At 66.6% G+C, this 23,485-nt stretch carries 22 protein-coding genes; 9 read left to right on the top strand and 13 right to left on the bottom strand.

Annotated elements, in window-relative coordinates:
* Positions 1-46: 46 nt before the first annotated feature.
* From PD284_RS05730 to PD284_RS05715, 4 genes are all read right to left on the bottom strand, one after another.
* On the bottom strand, positions 47-895 hold the full coding sequence (locus tag PD284_RS05730) for an ABC transporter permease (RefSeq protein ID WP_274627253.1): 849 nt from the start codon (positions 893-895) through the stop codon (positions 47-49).
* Positions 888-1,895: an ABC transporter permease gene (locus tag PD284_RS05725; protein ID WP_274627252.1), complete on the bottom strand. Its 1,008-nt coding sequence runs from the start codon at positions 1,893-1,895 to the stop codon at positions 888-890. The genes PD284_RS05730 and PD284_RS05725 overlap by 8 nt, the downstream gene beginning before the upstream one ends.
* 243 nt (positions 1,896-2,138) lie before the next feature.
* Positions 2,139-3,674 (bottom strand): ABC transporter substrate-binding protein, encoded by a 1,536-nt coding sequence (locus PD284_RS05720; RefSeq protein ID WP_274627251.1) that lies wholly within the window; start codon positions 3,672-3,674, stop codon positions 2,139-2,141.
* Between the two features lie 90 nt (positions 3,675-3,764).
* Entirely contained in the window at positions 3,765-5,339 is a 1,575-nt protein-coding gene (locus PD284_RS05715; protein ID WP_274627250.1) for a phytoene desaturase family protein, read from the bottom strand.
* 117 nt (positions 5,340-5,456) lie between these two features.
* Between PD284_RS05715 and PD284_RS05710 the strand changes: the two genes are divergently transcribed.
* The 5 genes from PD284_RS05710 (at position 5,457) to PD284_RS05690 (ending at position 12,270) form a co-directional block, all read left to right on the top strand.
* Complete coding sequence (locus PD284_RS05710; RefSeq protein WP_274627249.1) at positions 5,457-6,248, top strand: cyclase family protein; 792 nt, start codon at positions 5,457-5,459, stop codon at positions 6,246-6,248.
* Positions 6,249-6,295: 47 nt separating this feature from the next.
* Entirely contained in the window at positions 6,296-7,867 is a 1,572-nt protein-coding gene (locus PD284_RS05705) for a phytoene desaturase family protein (protein ID WP_274630551.1), read from the top strand.
* Positions 7,867-8,349 (top strand): MarR family winged helix-turn-helix transcriptional regulator, encoded by a 483-nt coding sequence (locus PD284_RS05700; protein ID WP_274627248.1) that lies wholly within the window; start codon positions 7,867-7,869, stop codon positions 8,347-8,349. Before PD284_RS05705 ends, PD284_RS05700 begins: the two co-directional genes overlap by 1 nt.
* 173 nt (positions 8,350-8,522) lie before the next feature.
* Complete coding sequence (locus PD284_RS05695) at positions 8,523-10,676, top strand: indolepyruvate ferredoxin oxidoreductase subunit alpha (protein WP_274627247.1); 2,154 nt, start codon at positions 8,523-8,525, stop codon at positions 10,674-10,676.
* Complete coding sequence (locus PD284_RS05690) at positions 10,669-12,270, top strand: indolepyruvate oxidoreductase subunit beta family protein (protein ID WP_274627246.1); 1,602 nt, start codon at positions 10,669-10,671, stop codon at positions 12,268-12,270. The genes PD284_RS05695 and PD284_RS05690 overlap by 8 nt, the downstream gene beginning before the upstream one ends.
* A 7-nt stretch (positions 12,271-12,277) precedes the next feature.
* On the opposite strand, the gene PD284_RS05685 is transcribed toward PD284_RS05690, so the two are convergent.
* A complete protein-coding gene (locus PD284_RS05685; RefSeq protein ID WP_274627245.1) occupies positions 12,278-13,825 on the bottom strand; it encodes an alkaline phosphatase family protein in 1,548 nt (515 codons plus the stop codon).
* 213 nt (positions 13,826-14,038) lie between these two features.
* Between PD284_RS05685 and PD284_RS05680 the strand changes: the two genes are divergently transcribed.
* The 4 genes from PD284_RS05680 to PD284_RS05665 are packed head-to-tail and all read left to right on the top strand — an operon-like array spanning position 14,039 to position 16,218.
* The gene (locus PD284_RS05680; RefSeq protein ID WP_274630550.1) at positions 14,039-14,971 is read left to right on the top strand and encodes a VOC family protein; all 933 of its coding nucleotides are present in this window, start codon (positions 14,039-14,041) and stop codon (positions 14,969-14,971) included.
* A gap of 1 nt (position 14,972) precedes the next feature.
* Positions 14,973-15,593, top strand: coding sequence for an alpha/beta hydrolase (locus PD284_RS05675; protein WP_274627244.1), 621 nt, complete (start codon positions 14,973-14,975; stop codon positions 15,591-15,593).
* Positions 15,590-15,889, top strand: coding sequence for a GNAT family N-acetyltransferase (locus PD284_RS05670; protein WP_274627243.1), 300 nt, complete (start codon positions 15,590-15,592; stop codon positions 15,887-15,889). Before PD284_RS05675 ends, PD284_RS05670 begins: the two co-directional genes overlap by 4 nt.
* A gap of 29 nt (positions 15,890-15,918) precedes the next feature.
* Positions 15,919-16,218, top strand: coding sequence for a GNAT family N-acetyltransferase (locus PD284_RS05665; protein ID WP_274627242.1), 300 nt, complete (start codon positions 15,919-15,921; stop codon positions 16,216-16,218).
* A gap of 26 nt (positions 16,219-16,244) precedes the next feature.
* Here PD284_RS05665 and PD284_RS05660 read toward each other — a convergent pair whose 3' ends face one another.
* The 8 genes from PD284_RS05660 to PD284_RS05625 all read right to left on the bottom strand — a co-directional run bounded on the left by PD284_RS05660 (position 16,245) and on the right by PD284_RS05625 (position 23,414).
* The gene (locus PD284_RS05660; RefSeq protein WP_274627241.1) at positions 16,245-17,264 is read right to left on the bottom strand and encodes a LacI family DNA-binding transcriptional regulator; all 1,020 of its coding nucleotides are present in this window, start codon (positions 17,262-17,264) and stop codon (positions 16,245-16,247) included.
* 24 nt (positions 17,265-17,288) lie between these two features.
* Positions 17,289-18,302, bottom strand: coding sequence for an ABC transporter permease (locus tag PD284_RS05655; RefSeq protein WP_274627240.1), 1,014 nt, complete (start codon positions 18,300-18,302; stop codon positions 17,289-17,291).
* On the bottom strand, positions 18,299-19,876 hold the full coding sequence (locus PD284_RS05650; protein WP_274627239.1) for a sugar ABC transporter ATP-binding protein: 1,578 nt from the start codon (positions 19,874-19,876) through the stop codon (positions 18,299-18,301). Before PD284_RS05650 ends, PD284_RS05655 begins: the two co-directional genes overlap by 4 nt.
* Before the next feature lie 178 nt (positions 19,877-20,054).
* Positions 20,055-20,999 carry a substrate-binding domain-containing protein gene (locus PD284_RS05645; RefSeq protein WP_274627238.1) on the bottom strand — a complete coding sequence of 315 codons (945 nt, stop codon included), beginning with the start codon at positions 20,997-20,999 and terminating at the stop codon, positions 20,055-20,057.
* Positions 21,000-21,248: 249 nt separating this feature from the next.
* The gene (locus PD284_RS05640; protein WP_274627237.1) at positions 21,249-21,968 is read right to left on the bottom strand and encodes a helix-turn-helix transcriptional regulator; all 720 of its coding nucleotides are present in this window, start codon (positions 21,966-21,968) and stop codon (positions 21,249-21,251) included.
* Positions 21,969-21,971: 3 nt separating this feature from the next.
* Positions 21,972-22,373 (bottom strand): hypothetical protein, encoded by a 402-nt coding sequence (locus PD284_RS05635; protein WP_274627236.1) that lies wholly within the window; start codon positions 22,371-22,373, stop codon positions 21,972-21,974.
* A gap of 7 nt (positions 22,374-22,380) precedes the next feature.
* Positions 22,381-22,752, bottom strand: a complete 372-nt coding sequence (locus tag PD284_RS05630) for a VOC family protein (RefSeq protein WP_274627235.1) — start codon at positions 22,750-22,752, stop codon at positions 22,381-22,383.
* A gap of 59 nt (positions 22,753-22,811) precedes the next feature.
* Positions 22,812-23,414, bottom strand: coding sequence for a DJ-1/PfpI family protein (locus PD284_RS05625; protein WP_274627234.1), 603 nt, complete (start codon positions 23,412-23,414; stop codon positions 22,812-22,814).
* Between the last annotated feature and the right edge of the window lie 71 nt (positions 23,415-23,485).

Raw genomic sequence — 23,485 nt, 5'->3', positions numbered from 1 at the left:
AAGGCGCGACGGAGAGGGGGTATTCTGAAGTCGTCTCCCCGCTCGCTCATCTCAGCACCGGATCGAAGCGCCCCTTCAGCCCTTCGCCGAACTGGCTGAATGAAAGCACGGTGAGGAACAGCGCGATCAGCGGGAACACCAGCACCCACCACGCCTGGTGGATCGACAGCCGCCCCTCGGCGATGATGCCGCCCCAGGTCGGATCGTCGGTCGAGATCGACAAGTTCACGAAGGACAGGATCGCCTCCACGATCACGGCGATGCCCATCTCGAGCGACAGCAGCGCCACGATCGTCGGCAGCACGTTGGGCAGCACCTCGCGCAGCATGATGGCGATGCGGCCGAAGCCGGCGATACGGGCGTTCTCGACATAGTCCATGCGAGCCTGGCTCATCGCCTCGGCGCGGATGACGCGGCAGAAACGCGTCCAGTCGATCACCGCGATCGCGATGATGACCGAGCCCAGCCCGGTGCCGAAGACGGCGACCAGCAGGATGGCGAACAGAACCGGCGGGAACGCCATCCAGATGTCGACAATGCGCGAGATGATCCGGTCCGCCCAGCCGCCGAAGTAGCCGGCGATGAGGCCGAGCGCCGACCCGACGAAGCAGGCGGCGAAGGCCGCGGCGAAGGCGACCACGAAGGCGACGCGCCCGCCATAGATGATGCGCGACAGCAGATCACGCCCGAGGCTGTCGGTGCCCAGCCAGAAGCCGGGTTCTGCGCCCTGCATCCAGAACGGCGGCAGCCGCTCGTAGAGCAGGTCCTGCGCCAGCGGATCCTGGGGTGCGATCAGCGGCGCAAACAGCGCCGCCAGCATGGCTATCAGCAGCCAGCCGCCGGCAAGCCACAGGCGCGTGTCCACGCGGCGCGGCGCGATGCGAGCCTCAGCCATGACGCAGCCTCGGATTGAGCAGCGCATACATGAGGTCGACCGCCAGGTTGATCAGCACGAACAGCAGCGCGAAGACGAGCACGATGCCCTGGATCAGCGGCAGGTCGCGGTTGATCACCGCGTCGATCGCCATGTTGCCGAGCCCCTCGTAGGAGAACAGGCGCTCGACGATGACCGTTCCGCCGATGAGGAAGGTGAACTGCACCCCGATCAGTGTCAGCGTCGGCAGCGCCGCGTTCCTCAGCGCCTCGCGCAGGATGACCTGTGTCTCGGAAAATCCCTTCACCCGGGCGAGCACGACGTAGTCGAGCGTCATCACCTCCTTCAGCGACAGCTTGAGGAGTTGCGAGATGATCGCCGCGAGCGGCAGGGCGAGCGCCAGCGCCGGCATGAACATGTGGCTGACGAGATCCTTGGTCAGGTCGAAGCGCAGCCGGAAGATGCTCTCGAACAGGTAGAACTGGGTCGCGAAGGGCAGGTCGAGCTGCGGCGAGACGCGTCCTGATATGTGGAAGATCGGGGCCAGCACGCCGAACAGCAGGATCAGAACCAGGCCCCACAGGAAGTCCGGAATGGACAGCGCCGCGCCGTTGGCGACGTCGATGCCGGCCTCGACGCCCGTGCCCTGCGCCCGCGCGCCGAGCACCGCGAGCGTGCCACCCAGCGAGACGGCGATCAGCAGCGCCGCAAAACTCAGCTCGAGCGTCGCCGGAAGACGGCCGAGCACAAGCGACATCACGTCCTGGCGCAGCGAGATGGAGGTGCCGAAATCGCCGCGCAGCACGCCGGAAAGCCAGATGACGTATTGTTCGACCAGCGACTTGTCCAAGCCGTAGAGCGCGCGCAGGCGGTCGATGTCGGCCTGGCTCGCGCCGGGCGGCAGCATCATGGCGATCGGGTTACCCGGCGCCACGCGGATGATGACGAAGACCACCACGGACACGCCGAGCAGCGTGACCAGCATGGTGAGCAGGCGGACGAGGAAGCGCTGGAGGATCATGGAACTGAGACTGCATGGTGCACGGCGGGATCCGGAAACATCGCCCGCATCTGGACTCGGGTCGGCAGCCCCCTCTCCGTCGTGCTGCGCACGACACCTCTCCCCCACTTCGTGAGGGGAGAGGATGGACGGCCGCGATTCTGGCGCCCATCCTCTCCCCCGTCGATCGGGGGAGAGGTGTCGAGGCGAAGCCGAGACGGAGAGGGGGTCGACACGTCAGCGCCACCCCTCACCACGAAGTTCTCAGGACGCCGGCGTCATCAGGTGCGGCAGCAGCGCGCCCGATACATGCGGCACGACATTGACGCTCTTCGCATGCACGATCGGCTGTGCGTACTGGATCAGCGGCAGCACATAGGCCTCGTCCGCGATCAGCTTGCTGACGGCCTTCCATCCGGCGATGCGCTTGGCCTCGTCCTTCTCGCCCCAGAGCGGGTTGATGGCGTCGATGACGTCCTGTCCGTCCCACACCGAGTGCGGGCTCGGGCCATACATGGCGAAGCCGGTCGAGGTCGTCGGGTCGCCGATCGAGTTGCCCCAGTTGTAGAAGGCGGCCGGAGCAAGCTGGTCGGCGGCGCGCAGCTCGTAGTGCTTGGCGATCTCGTAGACCTCGATATTGGCCTCGATGCCCACCTTGCGCCACATGCCGACAATCGCCTGCACCATCTCGTAGTCCTTCGGCTTGAAGCCCTTGGTCGTCTGGATGGTGAATTTTACCGGCTTGTCGGGCGAAAAGCCCGAGGCGGCAAGCAGCTCCTTCGCCTTGTCGGGATTGTACTCGACCTTGATCGACGGATCGAAGGCGGCGTATTCGGGCGTCTCCAGCGTGTCGAGCGGCAGGCCATAGCCGCGCAGCAGGCGGTCGACCAAGAGCTTCTTGTCGACGGCCATCACGGCCGCCTGGCGCACGTTCTTGTCCTTCATGACGTCGATGTCGTTGAAGAAGATCATGCCGATGTCGGAGATGTTGGTCATCGAGCCGGCAAGGCCGTCCTTGGCGATCAGGCGGTCGTACTCCTCGTAGGGGATCTCCAGCGTCACCTGCGAGGAGCCGGACTCGATCTCCGCCACGCGGCTCGCGGCGTCGGTGACGAACTTGATCGTCACGTTCTCGAAGGCCGGCTTGCCGCCCCAGTAGTTCGGATTGGCCTTCAGGCGCAGGAACGCGTTGCGCTCGAACTTGTCGACCATGTACGGGCCGGTGCCGATCGGCTTGGCCTCGAAGCCTTCCGCGCCGACCTTCTCGTAATAGGCCTTCGGCATCACGTAGCCGGTCAGGAACGACATCCACTTGAAGTAGACCGGATCGAACTGGACGACGTCGCCGGTAATCTTGTTGCCGTCGATCTTGAAGTTGTTGACGTTCTTCCAGACGAACTGGATCGGGTTGCCGGTCTCCTCCTTGCCGGCGCGCTCCAGCGACCAGACGATGTCCTCCGGCGTGAAGGGCGAGCCGTCATGCCAGGTGACGCCCTCGCGCACCGTCATCATCACCTTGGTGCGGTCCTCGTTCCAGCCCCATTCGGTCAGCAGCCCCGGCGCGAAGGAGAGGTCCGGCTTCTGCGGGATGAACTGGTCGAACACCGACTGGTAGAAGCCCTGGATGGTCGGGTTCACCGCCGACGGACCGGTGGTCGGGTCCCAGGAGGGCAGGTTGACGTTGTAGGCAATGGTCAGTTCGTTGCTAGCCTGCGCCCGGGCGATGGCAGGCATACCGAGCGCGGCGGCGCCGATGGTCGATGCGCCGTAGCCCAGGATCTGTCGTCTGTTGAGTGTCATCGTCATTCCCCTTTTTTCTTGGTTTGTCTGATGTTCCTCAGCCGGGAGATGCGATCCCGGTTTCCCTGGATGTCGTCTGGACGTCGGCGCTCACCTCCCGCCGAGTCGTTGTGCGAGCAGGAAGCCCGAGGCCGCGCCGACGCCGGCGCCGGGCCAGGTAGCCGCGCCGACGAGATGCAGGTTCCCGACCGGAGTCTCGCCGCGAGAAAAGCCCCGCGCCGGCCTGAACAGGAAATTCTGGGTGAGGTGGTGGCTGCCGCAGATCTGGTCGCCGCCGACGAGATTCGGGTTCTCGCGCTCCAGATCGCGCGGCGAGAACACCGTGCGCGCGAGTATCTTCCGCGAAAGCCCGGGGGCGTATGTCTCGGCGATCGCCAGCGCGCGGTCGGCGTAGAGCTCCTTCACCTCGTCCCAGTGCATGTGCTCGATCCCGCCGGCCGCGTCGCCAACGATGTCGGCGGGCAGCACGCGGACCTGCACCCACAGCACGTGCTTGCCTTCCGGCGCGCGCGACGGGTCGATGGCCGTAGGCTGGCCGACGACCAGCACCGGCTCGGTCGGCAGCAGCCCTTCGATCGCCTGCTGGTAGGTGCGCGCCATCGCGTCGAGGGAGGGTGCGATGTGCACATAGGCGAATTTCCGCAGCTCCTCGCCCGCGCTCCAGTCGGGCAGGTCGTCCATCGCCAGATGGATCATCATGGTGCCGGGCGCATGCCGGAACCGCTTCATCGCCCCGTCGAAGCGGGCGTCGCCGGAACCGCCGGGCAAAAGCTTGTCCGCAAGCGCCCGAGGGGCGACGCCCGCGATGACCGCCTTGGAAGCGCTGTGCGTCTCGCCGGAGGCAAGGCGCACGCCGGTCGCCCGCCCGTTCGCGACCGTGATCTCGGCAACCTCCGCGCCTGTGTACACTTCGCCGCCGGCGTCCTTCACCATGCGCTCCAGTGCGCGGATCATGGTGTCGGCTCCACCCTTGCCGATGACCATGCCAAAACTCTGGCTGGCCATGGATTCGAGATAGGGGAACACGGCGCCGCCGGCGATATCGGGCGAGAAGTCGAGATGCATGCCCCAGGCTGCGAGCGTCGCCTTGACATGAGCCGACTGGAACGTCTCGTCGAGCCACTCGCGCGGCGACGAAAGCAAGAGCCGGGTGAGGTCGAGAGCGCCTGCTGCGCCCTTCTTGCGCCAGAGGTTCCAGACAGTGCCGGCCAGGGCGCGACCGCTCATCGGCGAGCCGAGCAGGCGGAAGAGATGCTCCGCCCGGTCCATGAAGCCGCCTGCGAGCTTGCGCCAGGTCTCGGCGTCATCAGACGAGAACGCGGTCAGCCGCGCTAGCGTCTTCTCGATATCGGTGCTCACGCCGAACCAGCGGCCGTCCGGGAACACGCTGGCGAAGCAGTCCGTGGCGGGAGCGAACTCCAGCCCCGCCGCTTTCAATTCATTTGCATGCATCCGATGGAACGCGGAGCCGGCAAACAGGCTCAAATTCATCGCGCCGAAGTCGTGGCGAAAGCCAGGGAGTGTCAGTTCGCGGGTCTGGACCGCGCCGCCGGGTACGGGATTTCGTTCGAAAACCCCTACTTTCCAACCCTTCCGGGCCAAATGCGCTGCACAGGCCAGGCTGTTGTGGCCGGCACCTATGCATATGGCGTCGAACTCGCTCACGCCTCCCCCTCGAATTGCTTTAGGCTTAAAGATAATTGCAGATGCATATGTTTTCGTCTAGTAGGATAGTGAGGGCCGCTAGAGCCTTGGGATGGAGCTATAAGGGAACAATCGAGGATGGACGCACAGAAACTTCTTGGCGAACTCGCCGATCAACTGCTTTCTGGTGGCATCGAGGTGGTCGACCTGACGGCCGTGCTCGGGCCGGACACACCGCTGATCAAGCTGCCGCCGGACCTGGCGGTCGACACGCCCAAGGTCGAGATCCACACCATCTCGCACTACGACAAGAACGGCCCATGGTGGGCCTGGAACTGGCTGAAGCTGGGCGAGCATTCGGGCACCCACTTCGACGCCCCGATCCACTGGATCTCGGGCAAGGACTACGCCGACGGCGCCACCGACACGATCCCGGCGAAGAAGTTCGTCGCGCCCGTCAACGTCATCGACTGCTCGAAGGAAGCGGCGGCTAACCACGACTTCCTCCTCACCGTCGACCACATCAAGGCGTGGGAGAAGCAGCACGGCGAGATCAACGCCGGCGAATGGGTCGTCATGCGCACCGACTGGTACAAGCGCAACGGCTCGGAGGCCGAATTCCTCAACGCCAACGAGACCGGCCCGCATACGCCCGGCCCGACCGCCGAGGCGATCAACTACCTGATCTCCAGGGACGTCTGCGGCTGGGGCAGCGAGACCATCGGCACCGACGCGGGCATGGCCGGCGGCATGGAGCCTCCCTTCCCCGCCCACACGCTGATGCACAAGGCGAACAAGTACGGGCTCGCCAGCCTGTGCAACCTCGACCGGCTGCCGGCGCGCGGCGCGATCCTCGTCGCCGCCCCGCTCAAGATCGAGCGCGGCACCGGCAGCCCGCTGCGCGCGCTCGCGCTGGTGGCGAAGAGATAGGGTAGGTCGAAGGTCTGGGGGAAGACGTGCAGAGCCGTTCGACAACCATGACCTCCCCCGACCACATCATCGTCGGCAGCGGCATCAACGCCCTGGTCTGCGCCGCCGTTCTCGGCGGCAAGGGCCGCAAGGTGCTGGTGCTGGAGCGCAACGACCGCATCGGGGGCTGCATCCGCACCGAGGAGGTGACGGCGCCGGGCTTCGCCCACGACGTGATGGCGACGACCTTCGTTCTGTTCGTCACCGGGCCGGCTTTCGCCGCGCTCGGCAATGATCTCGCACGCCACGGCCTGCAGTTCTGCCACACCAAGGCGCCGACCGGCGTGCTCCGGCCGGACGGCAGCCATGCCATCCTGAGGATGGACCGGTCCGCCAACATCGCGGCGCTCAACGCCCTCGCGGCTGGCGACGGCGACCAGTATGGCCGCGACGTCGGCGGCATCGAGAAGAACGCCGGCCTGCTGTTCGGGCTGCTCGGCGGCGGCCTGTGGAGCTGGCCGACGCTGAAGCTGCTGCTGGCCGAAGGCTGGCGGCGCGGGCCGCGTGGCCTGAAGGCATTTGCCGGCGACATGCTCACCCCGGCGCGCAGCTGGCTGGAGGGAAGCTACCAGTCGGACGTTTCGCGCGCGCTATGGGCGCCGTGGGTGCTGCACGCCGGTCTCGGCCCCGAAGACGCCTTCTCCGGCCAGATCGGCAAGGTGATCGGCTTCGCGCTGGAGGCTGCCGGCGCACCGATCGTGAAGGGCGGCGCCGACAATCTGCTCTCCGCCTTCAAAGCCCTGATCAAGGAACGCGGAGGCGAAATCTGCACGGGGGCGGACGTCGCCTCCGTCGTGCGATTCGGAGAGCGCGCAACCGGCGTCAGGCTCACCTCCGGCGAGGAGATTTCGGCCACGAAGGGCGTCATCTGCTCGGTCACGCCGACACAGCTCTATGACAGGCTGCTCGCGGGCGAAGCTCCCAGGAAGGACGACGAGCCCGCCAGAACGTATCGCTACGGCAAGGGCAATTTCCAGGTCCACTACGCGCTCGACCGTCCGCCGGCATGGCGCAATCCCGAACTCGGGCAGGTCGCCCTGCTGCACCTCACGCCCGGCCTCGACGGCGTTTCCAAGGCCTGCAACGAGGCGCTGCGCGGCCTGCTTCCGGAGACGCCCACCATCTGCGTCGGCCAGCCGCACGCGCTCGATCCGTCGCGCTGCCCGCCCGGCAGGGCGATCCTGTGGCTGCAGTTGCCCGAAGCGCCGCGCCATATCCGGGGCGACGCTGCCGGCAAGCTGCCGGCGCCCGCTGACGGCAAGTGGAACGAGGTGCTGCGCGAAGCCTATGCCGACCGCGTCGAGGAGATCCTTGCCGGTCACATCGACGGCTTCCGCGAGACGGTGCTGGCGCGACGCGCCCATTCGCCGGCCGACCTCGAGGCGATGAACATCAATCTCGTCGGCGGCGATCCCTATGGCGGCTCGTCCACCATCGACCAGTCGTTCCTGTGGCGGCCGTTCAAGGGCAGCATCAACCACCAGACGGAGATCCCCGGCCTCTATCACATCGGCGCGTCGACCCATCCCGGGGCTGGCCTCGGCGGCGGCTCCGGCTTCCTCCTGGCGCAGAGGCTGTGATGGAGCAGAAGGCCCCCGACAAGCGCGAGCGCATCTCCACCCTCGGACAGATCGGGCTGCAGCAGTTCGCGCCCTATCTCATGAACCGCATCATGGGACGCTACAACGCGACGCTGCGCGACAACTTCCGGCGGCAGCACCGAACGATCCCGCAGGTGCGCACGCTTGCGGTGCTCTCGGTGATGGACGGCGTCACGGTCGGCGACCTCTCGGTCTACACTGTCATCGAGCAGTCGACCCTTTCGCGCACGCTGGACGCGCTCGAAGGCCACGGCCTCGTGCGCCGCGAACCCGACGCGTCCGACAGCCGTGTGCGCAAGGTGTACCTGACCGACAAGGGCCGCGCGGAGTTCAACCGCGCCTGGCCGGCCATGCACGACGCGTTCGAACGCATGTTCGACGGCATCGACGACGCCGAATACGCCGCGTTGATCGGCACGCTGCAGAAGATGCTGAACAACATCCGCATGCACGAGATTTGAGGGAATGAGAAGCGCGCCCCCTCCACCGCCTTCGGCGATCCCCCTCCCCCGTAAACGGGGGAGGACCCACGGTGTTGACGGCCGCAATCTCGGATCCTCCCCTGCGAAGCGGGGGAGGGGGCCCACGCGAAGCGTGGTGGAGGGGGCGCTCGACACTCGAATGGAGACGCCTCATGGCTGAGAGATCATTCGCCAAGGAAGTCGAGAAACTTCGCCTCGGAGCCGGCGAAGAATTCTCCGGCGAGGGCATTCTCGCCATCACCAAGGCCCTGCTCGAATGCGGCGTCGGCTATGTCGGCGGCTACCAGGGCGCGCCGATCAGCCATCTGATGGACGTGCTGGCCGACGCGCAGGACATCCTCGGTGAACTCGGCGTGCATTTTGAGGCAAGCGCCTCCGAGGCCACGGCGACCGCCATGCTCGCCGCATCGGTGCACTACCCGATCCGCGGCGCCGCCACCTTCAAGTCCACGGTTGGCACCAACGTCGCGTCCGACGCGCTCGCCAATCTCGCATCCGGCGGCGTCACTGGCGGCGCGCTGATCATCGTTGGCGAGGATTATGGCGAAGGCTCCTCCATCATGCAGGAGCGCAGCCACGCCTTCGCCATGAAGAGCCAGGTCTGGCTGCTCGACCCGCGACCGAACCTGCCGTCGATCGTCAAGGCGGTGGAGGACGGATTCGAGCTGTCGGAAGTCTCCAACACGCCGGTCATGTTGCAGGTGCGCATCCGCTGCTGCCATGTGCATGGCCGCTTCACCGCCAAGGACAACAAGCGGCCCGCCATGACGGTGGCCGACGCGCTGTCGTCGCCCCGCCGCGACACCGGTCGCATCGTGCTGCCGCCCGCCTCCTTCCTCCATGAGAAGGAGAAGGTGGCGAAACGCTGGCCGGCGGCGGTCGACTTCATCCGCCGCAACCGCATCAACGAGTTCTTCGGTGCGGACGGCGGTACGGTCGGCATCGTCTGCCAGGGCGGCATGTACAACGGCGTCATCCGCGCCCTGCAGCGGTTGGGCCTCGCCGATACCTATGGCGACACCGAGATCCCGATCTACGTGCTCAACGCCGTCTATCCGCTGATCGACGACGAGTTCCTGGGTTTTTGCGAGGGCAAGGATGCGGTGCTCGTGGTCGAGGAAGGCCAGCCCAACTACATTGAGCAGGCGTTTGCCGCCATGCTGCACAAGGCCGGGCGCGGCACGAAGATCGTCGGCAAGGAAGTGCTGCCCATGGCCGGCGAGTACACCGGCCAGGTGATGCTCGACGGGATCGGCGCGTTCCTGCGCCAGAACGCGCCGCAGCTCCTGCCGAGCGAGGTGCGCGCGCCGAACAAGGCGGGCGACGTCGACGAGATCCCGGACCTGTCGCGCGTGGTGCCCGGGCGCCCGCCCGGCTTCTGCACCGGCTGCCCGGAGCGGCCGATCTTTGCCGCGACGAAGCTGGTCGAGCAGGAGTTGGGAAAACACCACATCGCGTCCGACATCGGCTGCCACCTGTTCTCGATCATGCCGCCGTTCGAGCTCGGCGCGACAACGATGGGCTACGGCCTGGGGCCGGCCTCCGCCTCCGCGTTCAACTCGCCCGAGGCCACCAGGCGTTCGATCTCCTTCGTCGGCGACGGCGGCTTCTGGCACAACGGCCTGACCTCCTCGATCGGCAACGCCGTCTTCAACAAGAACGACGGCGTCATCGTCATCGTCGACAATTTTTACTCGGCTGCCACCGGCGGGCAGGACATCCTTTCGTCGCGCGCCTCGAACCGCTCCAAATCCACCAAGCACCCGATCACCGAGGCGGTGAAGGGCATGGGCGTGAAGTGGGTGCGCCATCTCGACCGCACCTATGACGTGCCGAAGATGCGCGACACGCTGAAGGAGGCGCTGACCACCGGGGAGACCGGGCCCAAGGTCATCGTCGCCTCGTCGGAATGCATGCTGAACCGCCAGCGCCGCGAGCGCCCCCTCGTCAATGAGGCCATCAAGAAGGGCGAGCGCGTGGTAAAACCGCGCTTCGGCGTGGACGAGGACGTCTGCACTGGCGACCACGCCTGCATGCGGCTTTCCGGCTGCCCTTCGCTGTCGGTGAAGTCGCTCGATGATCCGCTGCGCGACGATCCGGTGGCGCATATCGACCAGTCCTGCGTCGGCTGCGGCAACTGCGGCGAGGTGGCCGACGCGGCGGTGCTCTGCCCGTCCTTCTATCGCGCCGACGTGGTGCACAACCCGACCGGGTGGGATCGTTTCATCGAAGGCGTTCGCCGCAGGGCGATCGGCTTCCTCCAGCGCCGCCGGGAGAGCCGCCGGTTGAACTTTGCCGATGCTTGACAAGACGCCCCCTCTCTCCGCCCGCCCCGTCGCGCCCGGCCAGGGCGACGTCATCAAGCTCGCGGTGCTCGCAGTCGGCGGGCAAGGCGGCGGGGTGCTGTCGGACTGGATCGTGGAGGCCGCCGAGCGCAGCGGCTACGTCGCACAGTCGACATCGGTCGCAGGCGTCGCACAGCGCACGGGGGCGACGATCTACTATGTCGAGATGGCGCCCGACACCGGCAGGCTGCCCATCTTCGCGCTGTCGCCGTCACAGGGCGACGTCGACATTCTGATCGCCGCCGAACTGATGGAGGCCGGACGCGCCATCATGCGCGGCTTTGTCACGCCCGAGCGCACGACGCTGATCGCCTCGTCGCACCGCATCGCCGCCGTGTCGGAGAAGATCGAGCCGGGCGACGGCCGCGCCTCGTCGGAGAAAGTCTGGGAAGCCGCGGAAGCCACATCGAAGCGCTTCGTCGCCTTCGACATGGAAAAGATCGCCGCCGCCAACGGAACCGTCATCTCCGCCAGCCTGTTCGGCGCGCTGGCGGGCTCCGGCGTGCTGCCCTTCCCCCGTGAAAGTTACGAGGAAACGGTCAAGGCCTCCGAGCGGGGCGTCAAGGCCAGCCTCGCGGCCTTCGCGGCGGCCCATGACGCCGCGAAGGCAATGTCGGCAGGTATCGCGCCCCATGCCACCCCCTCCCAGCGAAGCGAGGCGGGTGGGGCGGCCTCGGCACACGATGCCATGAAAGGCGGCGCGGACCTCGTGGGCGCGGTCGGACCCCAGTCCCTGCTCGACTGCTGGCAGGCGCTCGCGGCGCGCGTCGCCGCCCTGCCCGAGCCGGTGCGCGACATGGCGCTGCGCGGCGTGCGCAAGGTGGTCGACTACCAGGACATCGCCTACGGGCGGGAATATCTGGACCGGCTGGACCGGGCCGTGGCTGTCGATGGCGATGAGCATGGCCATGCGCTCTCGCTCGCAGCCGCAAAACACCTCGCCAACGCCATGTGCTACGACGACATGATCCGCGTCGCCGACCTGAAGACGCGCTCGGCGCGCGACCGCCGCGTCCGCAGCGAGGTGGGCGTCAAGGACGGCTCAGTGCTGCAGGTGACCGAGTTCTTCCACCCGCGCATCGAGGAGTTTTGCGGCACCCTGCCGGCCCGGCTCGGCCACTACATCGAGGACCGTCCGAAGCTGGCGGCCTGGCTCGACCGCCGCATCAACCGCGGCCGCCGTATCCGCACCGACAGCATGACCGGCTTCGCCATGCTCTGGGTGATCGGCGGCCTGCGCAAGTGGCGCAGAAAACTGCTCCGGCATGAGGTCGAGGCGGCGCATCTCGACCGCTGGTATCGGCTGGCCCTCCACGAGGCGGCAGAGAACTACGCGCTTGGCGTCGAGATCCTGAACTGCCGCCGGCTGATCAAGGGCTATTCGGACACGCACCTCCGCGCGCAGTCGAAGTTCGACCGCGTGCTGTCGGCGCTGCCCATGCTCCGGGGCCGCCCCGACGCAGCCGACTGGCTGCGCCGCCTGCGCGAGGCGGCGCTGAAGGACGAGAAGGGCGACATGCTGGACGGCGCACTGAAGACGATCGCAACGCTTTAGGGACTTCCTAGAGCCGCGGCGCGTACTTCCCCGCCACGCCTTTCTCCGTCAGTTCCGACAGCGCCAGCGACTGGTCCAGGTGTTCGGCGCGCCAGGCAAGCAGTTGCTCGGCCATCTCCAGGCGGACGCCGAGGTAGCCGGCGTCGTCTGCAAGGTTCCGGGTCTCGTCCGGATCGTCCGCAAGGTCGTAGAGCGCCGGTGGCAGACCGCCGAAGTGGACGTACTTGTAGCGCTCGCCACGGATGACGGCGAGATTGCAGCGCTGCGTCGGCAAGCCGAAATGGGCCTCCGGCTTCTGTCGTTCCACGCTGCGGAAGTCGAACTCCCAATGCGCGGCGTCGCGCCACTTCTTCGCCTTCTTGCCCTTCAGGAACGGCTTTAGCGAGCGGCCGTCGACCCAGGCCGGCGGCTCGCCGCCCAGCAGGTCAACCAAGGTCGGCATGACGTCCACGGCCTCGGTGAACGCGGTGACGGTGCTGCCGGCCGCGGTGACGTTCGGGGCATGGACGATCAGCGGGATGTGATAGCTACCCTCGAAATAGCCGCCCTTGCCCAGCATGAAGTGGTCGCCCATCAGCTCGGCGTGGTCGGAGGTCAGCACGATCACCGTATCCTCCCATTCGCCCGCGGCCTTAATTGCCTGCCAGATGCGGCCGATCTGGGCGTCCACCTCCGAGACCATGCCGTAGTAGATCGCGCGGATCTGGCGGAACGTGGCCTCGTCCCATTTGGCGACCCTTCCTTCGGCGCCGGGAATGAAGCTGTCGCGTCGCTGGCGGTCGATCATGTATTCGACGAAGGGGTGCTGCCTCGCCTCCGCTTTCACGCTTCCCGCCCGCCTGAAGGCCGGCCCGTCCGCGGGATCGTACATCGTGTTGAAGGGGGGCGGCACGATGAAGGGCGGGTGCGGGCTGATAAAGGATATGTGCGCGAACCAGGCGCCGGCATCGCTCTGCTCGCCATGCCAGCGGATGAACTCGTCGGTCAGGAAAGCAGCCGGCGTTTCCTCGCTCGAGTAGATCGGCGGCGCGGACGTCACCGGCTCGGACGCGCCGCCCACCGGCCGATGGATGTCGGGATAACCGGCGCTGGAATCGACGCCGCGCGCCAACAGCCAGGAAAGCCAGGGCCTGTGATGCTCAAAGAGCTGCCGCCGCACCGAGAACCCGGGCAGGATGCCTTCATAGCTCCTGAGCAGCGGGTCGTTCGGATGGTGCCGTCGCGGGTCGGGCGATACGTCGGTGTAGCCGAACAGGGTCGGGTCGTAGCCCAGCGCACGCGCCGCAAGTGCGATGTTCAGGTGGCGTCCGTCGAGCGGCGTGCCGTTCGAGCAGACCCGATTGTTCATCTGGTACAGGCCGGTGTAGAGGCAGGCGCGGGCGGGCGAGCAGGGCGCTGCTCCGGCATAGTGCCGGCGGAAGCTCACCCCGCCCTTTGCCAAAAGGTCGGCATTCGGTGTCTGCACGACCGGATGTCCCGCCGACGACAGGCACTCGCCGCGCCACTGGTCGCAGGTGATCAGCAACACGTTCGGCTTCCTACGCTTTTCGGCCATCTGTTTCCCCTCAGGTCAGTCCATCCATGGAGCCGAATTTTGGTCGCCGCGCAACCGAGGCTCGTCACTCCGACCTGAACGATATCTCGTCACTGTCTCCGCAGTGTGAACAGTCAATTCTGAGGAGCGGCGCTTTTCATGATAGGCTCGCCGCACGACATTGGGGCCAAGCGAACGGACGGCCAGGTCGTCCGCAACGAACGGAGCCAATCCATGCTCGACCAGATCAAGGGACTGCACCACGTAACATCGATGGCGGGCGACGCCCGCCAGAACAACCACTTCTTTACCCATACGCTGGGGCTGAGGCGGGTCAAGAAGACCGTGAATTTCGACGCGCCGGACGTCTATCATCTCTACTATGCCGACGAGTTCGGGACCCCGGGCTCCGTGATGACCTACTTCCCGTTCCCGAACATCGGCGCGGCGCGCCACGGGACAGGCGAAGTCGGCACGACAGCTTTCGCAGTGCCGGAAGGCTCGCTCGGCTACTGGTCGAAGCGGCTTGCGGACGAAGGTGTCGGCGGCCTCTACCCCGAAAGCCGATTTGGCGAGAACCGCCTGCACTTCGACGGACCTGACGGCGACGGTTTTGCCCTCATCGAGGCGAAGGGAGACCAGCGCGCCGCCTGGGTGAAGGGAGGCGTGCCGGACGACGATGCGATACGCGGCTTCCATTCCGTCTCGATGCGCCTGCGGGACGCCGACCGCACCAAGGAACTGCTGAAGTTCATGGGCTACCAAGAGGTCGACATCGCGGGCAACATCACCCGGCTCGCAGCTCCGCACGGAAACGGGGCGAATGTGGTCGACATCGAGACGCTGCCGGGCGCGCCCTTCGCAGATCTCGGCGCAGGTTCCGTGCACCACGTCGCCTTCGCCGTGGAGAACAAGGCAAAGCAGCTCGATGTGCGCAAGGCGCTGATCGACACCGGCTACCAGGTGACGCCAGTGATCGACCGCGACTATTTCTGGGCCATCTACTTCCGCACGCCGGGTGGCGTGTTGTTCGAGGTCGCCACCCACGAGCCGGGTTTCGACCGCGACGAGGACACCGCCCATCTCGGCGAGGCGCTCAAGCTGCCGAAGCAGCATGCGCACCTGCGGTCCTATCTCGAACAGCACCTGCAACCGCTGGAGGACTGAGATGTCGAAGGACGCATACATCCACGAGACGCTGCCGGGTTCGCCCGGCGCGCCGCTTCTCTTCCTGTTCCACGGCACCGGCGGAGACGAGCACCAGTTCGTCTCGCTCGGCCGCGAACTGCTGCCCGATGCTGCGATCATCTCGCCGCGCGGCGACGTCTCGGAGATGGGGGCCGCCCGTTTCTTCCGCCGTACCGGCGAAGGCGTCTACGACATGGACGACCTGGCCCGCGCCACCGCCAGGATGGCCGCCTTCGTGCGCGCCCACGTCGAGGGTGGCGGGAAGGTGTTCGGCCTCGGCTATTCCAACGGCGCCAACATCCTCGCCTCGACCCTCTTCGCCGCGCCGGACCTCTTCAACGCAGCCGTGCTGATGCACCCGCTGATCCCGTTCGAGCCGAAGATCGCGGGCAGCCTTGCCGGCAAGCGCATCCTGATCACCGCCGGGCGGCGCGACCCGATCTGCCCGCCGAGCCTGACGTCGCGCCTCGAAGCCTATTTGCGCGACGACGGCGCAGACACTACCTTGGAGTGGCACGAGGGCGGGCACGAACTGCGGCCGAACGAGGTCGCGGCGGCAAAACGCTTCCTGGAAAACGCGGCGACGGATACGGCATCATGAACGACACACCCCTTGCGATCGAACTCGAGGACGGCGGCTCCAAGGGCCGCTACTTCGTCCGCAGTCCCGATGGGGCGCAGGCCGAGATGACCTTCACCAGGGTCGGCGAGCAGCGCATCATCATCGACCACACCGAAGTGCCGGACGCCTTTCGCGGCCAGGGCGTCGGTCTGCGGCTGGTGACGCGCGCCGTGGAGGACGCGCGCGCCACCGGCAAGAAGATCATCCCGCTCTGCCCGTTCGCGAACGCCCAGTTCAAGCGCCACCCCGAATGGGCGGACGTTCTGAACCAGTAGCCTGCCACATTTGCTTTGCTGAGGATCGCATGAACGACATCGCCAGCCAGATTCAATTCGAGGCGACACCGAAGGGCGGCCGATATTTTCTGGTCATGCCCAATGGCGAGCAGTCGCGCCTGACTTTCGTGAAGGAGGGCGAGAACCACATCATCGCCGACCACACCTTCGTGCCGCCACCCTATCGTGGCGACGGCATCGGCGAGGCAATGGTGGAGCGGCTGTTCGCCGACGCTCGGCAACAGGGGCTCAAGATCACCCCGACATGCTGGTTCGTGGCCGACGAGTTCAAACGCCACGCCCCGAAATGGAACGACGTGCGGGCCTGACGAAAAGGCGTCCCGGCGGGCATCGCCTATGAACGTCCCGGCCCTCCGGTCCTGACGGACTGCCTGACGATGAGCGTCGGATGCAGGGCCACTGTCGGCGGTAGCGGCAGGTCGTGGTCGAGATGGTTCATGACCGAGTGCGCCGCCGCCGCTCCGAGGTCCGCCGCTGGCTGGCGCACCGTTGTGAGCGGGGGAAAGGTATAGGCGGCGAACTCGATGTCGTCATAGCCGACCACCGAGACGTCCTCCGGGATGGTCAGGCCCAGCTCGCGGATGCCGTGGAGCAGCCCGATCGCCATGATGTCGCTGAGCGCGAAGATCGCCTGCGGGCGCTGTTCAGGCGTCGCCTCCAGCAGCCGTCGTGCCGCGTCGCGTCCACCCTCGATCGTGAGCGCCGTGCGGCACAGCAGCGCCGGCTCCAGCGCCAACCCTCGCGTGCGCAATGCGCTCGCGAAGCCCTCCAGCCGATCTTTCATGCGCGGATGCTCGACCGGACCTGACACGCAGGCGATGCGCGTGAACCCTCCGTCCATGAGGAAATCAGCAACGATGCGGCCGCCGAGGAACGAATCGTCCGAGACGACGGAGGCGACCGAACCAGACGGCGCGTCGATCGCCACAACCGGAACCCGCTTGATCTGGCCGAGCCTGCCGAAAAATTCCGGGCTCGCATTGGAGGTCATCACGATCACCGCGTCGACGCGCTTGGCGAAAAGCGTCTGCATGTAGGCAACGAGATGTTCGGTCACGTCGTCCGTATTGCAGATCATCAGCGCGTAGCCCGCTTCGAAGCAGGCCCGCTCGACGCCGCGGATAACCTCGCCGAAGAACGGGTTCGAGGTCGTCGTCACAATCATGCCGATCGTGCGCGTGCGGTTGGATTTCAGCGACCGCGCCACTTCCGACGGAAGATAGCCGAGGTCGACGATCGCCTCCTGCACTCGAATGGCGGTCTCCGGACTCACCGGTCGCGTCTTGTTGATGACATGCGAGACCGTCGTGAAGGAGACGTTGGCGCGACGGGCAACGTCCTTGATGGTCACCATCAGGGGAAGCTCTGTTGCATGCGCCTAGCGCCTCACCCGCGACTTCAGCCACCGGTCGAAGGCCACCGCGAAGATCAGGATCAGGCCGATGACGATGCTCTGCGTGTAGGAAGAGACGTTGTTGAACTGCAGCCCGTTCTGCAGCACGCCGATCAGCGCCGCCCCCACCACCGTGCCGCTGATAGAGCCGACGCCGCCGAACAGCGAGGTGCCGCCGATCACGACCGCCGAGATGACGTTGAGCTCGTAGCCGATGCCGGCCACCGCCTCGGATGAATTGAGCCGCGCGGAGAGCACGAAGGCGGCAAGGCCGGCGAAGAAGCCGACGATGACGTAGACCGAGACGAGGATGCGGTCGACCCGCAGACCGGAGAGCCGCGCCGCCTCGGCATTGCCCCCGACCGCGTAAACCGCCCGCCCGTAGCGCGTGTAGCGCAGGACGATATGGCAGAGCACCGCCGCGATGGCGAAGATGATCACCGGCACCGGAACCGGCCCGACGAGACCGGTGCCGAACCAGCGCATCGAAGCGTCGAAGCCGGAGATCGGGCCGCCATTGGAGATGGTCAGCGTCAGGCCTCGGAAGATGGTGAGCCCGCCCAGCGTGACGACGAAGGGCGGTACCTTGAGCCTGGTGATCGCGATCCCCTGCACGGCGCCGGCCGCAGCGCCGACCGTGATCGCCGCCATCAGCGCGGCGAACCATCCGTAGCCGGCTGCCTGGGAGGGATCGAGCGAGAGCGTGTTCGCTGTGCCGCCCTTGGCGACCACCGCAGCCACCATGCCGCAAAACGCGAGAAGCGAACCCACCGACAGGTCGATGCCCGCCGTGAGGATGACGAAGGTCATCCCGAGCGCGATCAACCCGGTGATCGAGATCTGGCGCAGGATGTTGAAGATGTTGATCGGGTCAATGAAGCTCGGCTTCATGATGGTGAAGACGATCATCAGCGCCACGAGGAAGAGCAGCGGCCCGAAACTGACCAGCAGCCGCGCTATGTTGATGCCGCGTGCCTCATCCGCAACTGTCGTGCTCATGCAGCCTCCCCTTGCCGCTGGTCCAGCGCCATCAGCGCCATCAGCCCCTCCTCGCTCGCTTCTGTCGCCGGCATCTCGCCGGTTATGCGCCCGCGCCGCATGGTGACGATCCGGTCGCTGACGGCGAGCACCTCGGGCAGTTCCGACGAGATCATTATGACGGCGATGCCGCGCGAGGCGAGCTGCACCAGGATCTGGTGGACCTCCGCCTTCGCGCCGACGTCGACGCCCCGCGTCGGTTCATCGACGATCAGCACCTTCGGGTTGCGCGCCAGCCAGCGCGCCAGGATGACCTTCTGCTGGTTGCCGCCTGACAGCCCCTCGATGGCCTGCTCGGGCGATGCCATGCGGATCGACAGCATCTTCCTATAGGTGGCCAGCGCTTCCCGCTCGCGCTTCTCGGACATGAAGCCGAACCCGGTGCTGTAGGAGCCCAGCGCCGCGATGGAGAAGTTGTTCAGTATCCCCAGCGCCGCAAAGATCGCCTGGTGCTTGCGGTCCTCTGGCACGAGCCCGATGCCGAGGCGGATGGCGTCGGCAGGTGAGGCCGGGGCGATCGACTTGCCTTCGAGCGTCATCGTCCCGGCCGCAATGCGGTCGGCGCCGAAGATGGCGCGCGCCAACTCAGTGCGGCCAGAACCAACGAGGCCCGCGACGCCCAGGATCTCGCCCGCTTTCAGGTCGAGGTCGACACCTTCCAGCACGATCGCATGCGGCGCCTCGGGATCGCGCGCGGTGCGCAGTCCGCGCACCGACAGCACCACCTCGCCGGCCTGGTGGCGTTCCGTCGGCCGCGCGTAGAGTTCCGACGCGGCCCGGCCGACCATCCGCTCGATGATGCGCGGAATTTCGATCGGCCCGCCCCGGCGGTTCAGATGGCCGGCCAGCTTGCCGTCGCGCAGCACGGTCATGCGATCGCAGATGTGTGACGCCTCTTCGAGCCGGTGCGTCACGAACATGATGGAGACGCCGTCCCTGCGGAGCTGGTCCATGATGCCGAGCAGCTTCTGCACTTCGGTCTCGGTGAGCGCCGAGGTCGGCTCGTCCATGATGATGAGGCGGCTCTGGAGCGACAGCGCCCGGGCGATCTCGACGAGTTGCTGCTCGGCGACCGACAGCGCCGAAACAGGCGTGCGCGGATCGATCCTAAGGCCCACCCGCGCGACGATGTCGCGCGACTCGCGCTCCATGCGTCGCCAATTGACCAGGCCCAGCGGGCCGGTCGGGGCCCTGCCGATAAAAATGTTCTCGGCGACGGTGAGCGTCGGGATGAGGCTGAGTTCCTGGTAGATGGTGACGATGCCGAGACGCTTGGCGTCCTGCGGGCTCGACGGTGCGTAATCCTGTCCGTCGAAGACCATGCGCCCGCTGGTCGGCGGCTGCACGCCGGACAGGATCTTGAGCAGGGTCGACTTGCCGGCGCCGTTCTCGCCCAGCAGGCCAAGGATCTCGCCGCGCCGCACGTCGAGCGAGACGTCGTTCAGGGCAGTCACCCCGGCAAAGTGCTTCGTCACGCCGTCGACGGCCAACAGGACGTCGTCCGGCGCCGGCTCCTCCACCTGCGCTGGCGACATTCGCTCCCTCCCGGAGGTCATGTGTTTTGTCGGGTCCACATCCGGCCGCCATCACCAACGCAGAATCTTTGCGCGGTAAAGTCAAGCAGGAAGGCGGTGCAGCCACCACGGGCGGTTGCGATGCGCGGGCTGAAGGGCAAGGGACCCGCCGCGCATCGCTTTCGCCCTGGGAGGCAGCTCAGGTGGCTTCGCCGATGCGCTCGGCCTTGTCCAGATTGTCCTTGCCGATGACGACCGGCGTCAGCAGCACCAGCTTTTCGGCGGGCTCGGTCTTGTCCTTGGCGTAGGCGACCGCGATGCGGACCGCCGTGCGCGACTGCTCGCCCGGGAACTGCTCGACCGTGCCCGCGAGTTTGCCGTCGCGAACCGCCACGAGGGCTTCCGGCAGCGCGTCGAAGCCATAGATCTTGACGTCGTTGTAGCCGCGCGCCGCACATGCCTCGGCTGCGCCCAGCGCCATGTCGTCGTTCGCGCAGATGATGGCGTCCGGCTTGCCGTTGGCGGCAAGGCCGGCTTCCGTCACCGACAGCGCTTCGGCGCGTGCGAAATTGGCGGTCTGTTCGAAGATGATCTGGTACTTGTCCTTCACCGGATCGAGAACGTTGTGCACGCCCTTGTTCCGGTCGATCGCGGGACCCGCGCCCGGCTGGCCCTGCAGGTGGAACAGCTTGGCGCCGTTCGGGAATGCGTCGACCACGGCCTGCGCCTCGGCCTCGCCGCCCTTCACGTTGTCAGCGCCGACATGCGCCAGGATGCCTTCGACCCCGTCGACGCGACGATCGATCGTCACCACCGGAATGCCCGCCTGCACCGCCTGCTCGACCGCAGGCGCCAGCGCGTTCACGTCGAGCGGCGAGATCACGATGGCGTTGACTTTCTGCACGATGGCCGACTCGATGTCGGCAGTCTGCTTGGGCGCGGAATTCTGGCCGTCGCTCTCGATGAGGTTGACGCCCTGAGCCCCGGCCTCCACCTTGATCTGGTTCAACATGTGCACGAAGAACGGAAAGCTCAGGCTCGGCACGGAACCGAGAACCGTCAGCTTGTCCTGGGCGAATGCCGCGGGGGCGAGCATCAGCGCGCCGGTTGCCGCAGACGACAACAAGAATTCACGTCTGTTCATGGAACTCTCCTCCCAATGGCCTGGCGCCTCTTGTCCTCCACAAGCGCCGGCTCGAAAAACCTAACCAACAGCAAACGTTTGCGCAAGGCGAATGCCGGCCGCCGCCGCCGCTTTTGATGGTGCAGCGCATCATTGCAGGCCGCGGAAAGTAAGCCCCGTGCAAGGGGATGGAGAGCGTTCAGCCACGCCCTTCCCGCGCGCAATCGTTGTGATCGTCAATGGAATGGACTCCGCGTGGCGACGCGGGGGTCAGCGCCCCTGCGTACGCACACCGGTCTCCAGCATGTCCTCGTTGCGCTCGATGGCCCGATAGAAGTCCGCGAGTTGCTTGCCACGCTCGGGTTTGAACTGGCGCTCGGCGCAGCGCACTTCGGCGATACGGTCGATGCGGAAGGCGCGGAAGTCTGCGCGCATCTCGCACCATCCGACCAGCGTCCAGACGCGCCCCCAGAACCACAGGCCGAGCGGACGCACGTCGCGCATCGTGCCGCGGCCGGCCTCGTCGCGGTAGTCGAGGCTCAGCACCTGCCGCTTCTCGATGGCTCGTTCGATCAGGTCGATCGCGGCGCGCGCCGCGTCGCTGACCACATACATCGGTGCATGGATCTCGGTGCGGGCGATGCGGTCCTTTTCCTGCTCCGGCAGGACGGCGCCGATCTTGACCAGCGCCTCTTCCGCAGCGCGCGCCATGGTGGCGCCCCCGAACGCGCGCACCATGCGCGCGCCGGCGACCAGGGCGACGATCTCGTCCCGTGTGAACATCAGCGGCGGAAGGTCGTAGCCCTCCCGCATCATGTAGCCGACACCCGCCTCGCCATCGATCGGCACGCCGGTCGACTGCAGGTCGGCGATGTCACGGTAGATGGTTCGCTCGGAAACTTCGAGCCATGTGCCGAGCTTCTGGGCGGTGACCAGCCGGCCGCCACGCAGATGCTGCACGATCTGGAATAGACGGTCGGCGCGGCGCATTGGTCAGTCCAGCCCTTCTTTGGCGCGTTGGCTCTTCAGCAGCTCGGTGCCGAAGGTGAGGCGCTTGGTTGTCGGGGTTTCGTCGTCGAGCACCCGCCAGAACGGCGTGATGTCGGACAGCGGCATGCCGCGCTCCAGCGCCTCATGCGCAGCCTCGGCGACGGTCCGCAGATGGTAGCCCGTGTAGACCGGGCAGGAGACTTCGGCGCCGTGCTCGACGGCGAGCGCCGTGCGCAGCGCGCGCACGTCGATCTTCACGCCGGCAGGAATGGAGCGGATGAAGTCGTCGACCTGGCGTGCGGTCGGAACCAGCATCGTCTGGCCCTCGACCACGTCGCCCACAGTCCGCGGCGTAGGTTTCACCACGGAATGCCCTGCGTCGAGCTTGTCGGTCCAGCTCTTCATCGCGTCCTCAGACGAAAACGCCGAAACTGTTGCCGTCCGGATCGACGCAATAGGCGAAGCGGCCGGGCGGTATGGTGATCACCGGCGAGACGACCTTGCCGCCGGCTTCCGTGACGCGCTCCAGCGCCGCCTCGATCGGATCGGAGACGGCGAGATGCACCGTTGGTCCGATGCCGCCGGTGGCCGGCTTGCCGGGATAGAGGTGCCCCGCCTGCATGGGATCCAGTGAAGGGAACACGGCGGTCGGGTTGGCTCCCGTCTCGTCCAGGCTCAGCTCCGCCTGGAGCACGCTGCCGTAGAAGGCCATGCCGCGCTTGAGATCGGAAACCGGTATCTCGAACCAGACGGCGGCGCGCTGGGGCGCTGCGGACTGCGTCATCGTCTCACTCCCGCTGTTTGACGCTCTCCTTATGCCATGGGTCTACTGACAGCATATTGTCAGGAGGCCTGTCCCGCCTCCCCGTACTCCTTCGCGAAGATGGCCCGCATCTCGGCCAACGCCGCTTCCTGGTCGGAATACAGCGTCAGCAGGAACTGGTGCGCGAACGTGCCGGGAGCCGACCCGGGGGCGGAAACGATCCTGTGGTCGGCCACCGCGTGCGGCACGTCCACATAATGCGCCTTGCCGACATAGTCGGGCATGTGGTGCGTGATCCAGTCACGCCCGTTGCTGGTGTGCCTGGCATTCTCGAACAGGCCGGCCCGGGCCAGCGCAAGGGTGCCGGCGCAGATGCCGCCGACGACCCCGCCACGCTCGTTGACGGCTGTCAGCAGGTCGGCGACGTCTGGCGGCGTTTCGCTCGCCCAGGCGTCCGACCCGATGACTGCGACGGCATTGAGGTCGCCGTTGTCAGCGACCCGGGTGGATCTGGCGGGGGTGAGGCCGAAGCCGCTGCAGGAGGTTACCGGCTCGCCGTCCGGCGTCAGGGCCACGGCGCTGGCGCCGAACCACTCGACCGCCGATGCGGACAGAAGGCCGTACTCCCAGTCGGCAAAGCGGTCGATGAACACGAAACCGATGGTCCTGGCCGGAGCGTTCATTGGTCGTCCTCCGTGGCGACTCCGCTTCAAGTAGTGTCGCGGGCCTCGCGAGACAAACGCGTGGCACAATC

It is taken from the genome of Mesorhizobium shangrilense (genome assembly GCF_028826155.1).
In the GTDB taxonomy this organism is placed as follows: domain Bacteria; phylum Pseudomonadota; class Alphaproteobacteria; order Rhizobiales; family Rhizobiaceae; genus Arvimicrobium; species Arvimicrobium flavum.
The sequence above is the reverse complement of the archived record's forward strand: the minus strand, read 5'-3'. Positions and strand labels throughout refer to the sequence as shown.

Excerpts from the sequence above, each read along its gene's own strand:
- PD284_RS05670 (WP_274627243.1), top strand. The coding sequence starts at position 15,590 with ATGAACGACACACCCCTTGCGATCGAACTCGAGGACGGCGGCTCCAAG.
- PD284_RS05710 (WP_274627249.1), top strand. The coding sequence starts at position 5,457 with ATGGACGCACAGAAACTTCTTGGCGAACTCGCCGATCAACTGCTTTCT.
- PD284_RS05630 (WP_274627235.1), bottom strand. The coding sequence starts at position 22,752 with ATGACGCAGTCCGCAGCGCCCCAGCGCGCCGCCGTCTGGTTCGAGATA.
- PD284_RS05645 (WP_274627238.1), bottom strand. The coding sequence starts at position 20,999 with ATGAACAGACGTGAATTCTTGTTGTCGTCTGCGGCAACCGGCGCGCTG.
- PD284_RS05690 (WP_274627246.1), top strand. The coding sequence starts at position 10,669 with ATGCTTGACAAGACGCCCCCTCTCTCCGCCCGCCCCGTCGCGCCCGGC.
- PD284_RS05640 (WP_274627237.1), bottom strand. The coding sequence starts at position 21,968 with ATGCGCCGCGCCGACCGTCTATTCCAGATCGTGCAGCATCTGCGTGGC.
- PD284_RS05655 (WP_274627240.1), bottom strand. The coding sequence starts at position 18,302 with ATGAGCACGACAGTTGCGGATGAGGCACGCGGCATCAACATAGCGCGG.
- PD284_RS05705 (WP_274630551.1), top strand. The coding sequence starts at position 6,296 with ATGACCTCCCCCGACCACATCATCGTCGGCAGCGGCATCAACGCCCTG.
- PD284_RS05635 (WP_274627236.1), bottom strand. The coding sequence starts at position 22,373 with ATGAAGAGCTGGACCGACAAGCTCGACGCAGGGCATTCCGTGGTGAAA.
- PD284_RS05660 (WP_274627241.1), bottom strand. The coding sequence starts at position 17,264 with ATGGTGACCATCAAGGACGTTGCCCGTCGCGCCAACGTCTCCTTCACG.
- PD284_RS05730 (WP_274627253.1), bottom strand. The coding sequence starts at position 895 with ATGGCTGAGGCTCGCATCGCGCCGCGCCGCGTGGACACGCGCCTGTGG.
- PD284_RS05720 (WP_274627251.1), bottom strand. The coding sequence starts at position 3,674 with ATGACACTCAACAGACGACAGATCCTGGGCTACGGCGCATCGACCATC.
- PD284_RS05685 (WP_274627245.1), bottom strand. The coding sequence starts at position 13,825 with ATGGCCGAAAAGCGTAGGAAGCCGAACGTGTTGCTGATCACCTGCGAC.
- PD284_RS05680 (WP_274630550.1), top strand. The coding sequence starts at position 14,039 with ATGCTCGACCAGATCAAGGGACTGCACCACGTAACATCGATGGCGGGC.
- PD284_RS05665 (WP_274627242.1), top strand. The coding sequence starts at position 15,919 with ATGAACGACATCGCCAGCCAGATTCAATTCGAGGCGACACCGAAGGGC.
- PD284_RS05700 (WP_274627248.1), top strand. The coding sequence starts at position 7,867 with ATGGAGCAGAAGGCCCCCGACAAGCGCGAGCGCATCTCCACCCTCGGA.
- PD284_RS05675 (WP_274627244.1), top strand. The coding sequence starts at position 14,973 with ATGTCGAAGGACGCATACATCCACGAGACGCTGCCGGGTTCGCCCGGC.
- PD284_RS05695 (WP_274627247.1), top strand. The coding sequence starts at position 8,523 with ATGGCTGAGAGATCATTCGCCAAGGAAGTCGAGAAACTTCGCCTCGGA.
- PD284_RS05650 (WP_274627239.1), bottom strand. The coding sequence starts at position 19,876 with ATGTCGCCAGCGCAGGTGGAGGAGCCGGCGCCGGACGACGTCCTGTTG.
- PD284_RS05625 (WP_274627234.1), bottom strand. The coding sequence starts at position 23,414 with ATGAACGCTCCGGCCAGGACCATCGGTTTCGTGTTCATCGACCGCTTT.
- PD284_RS05725 (WP_274627252.1), bottom strand. The coding sequence starts at position 1,895 with ATGATCCTCCAGCGCTTCCTCGTCCGCCTGCTCACCATGCTGGTCACG.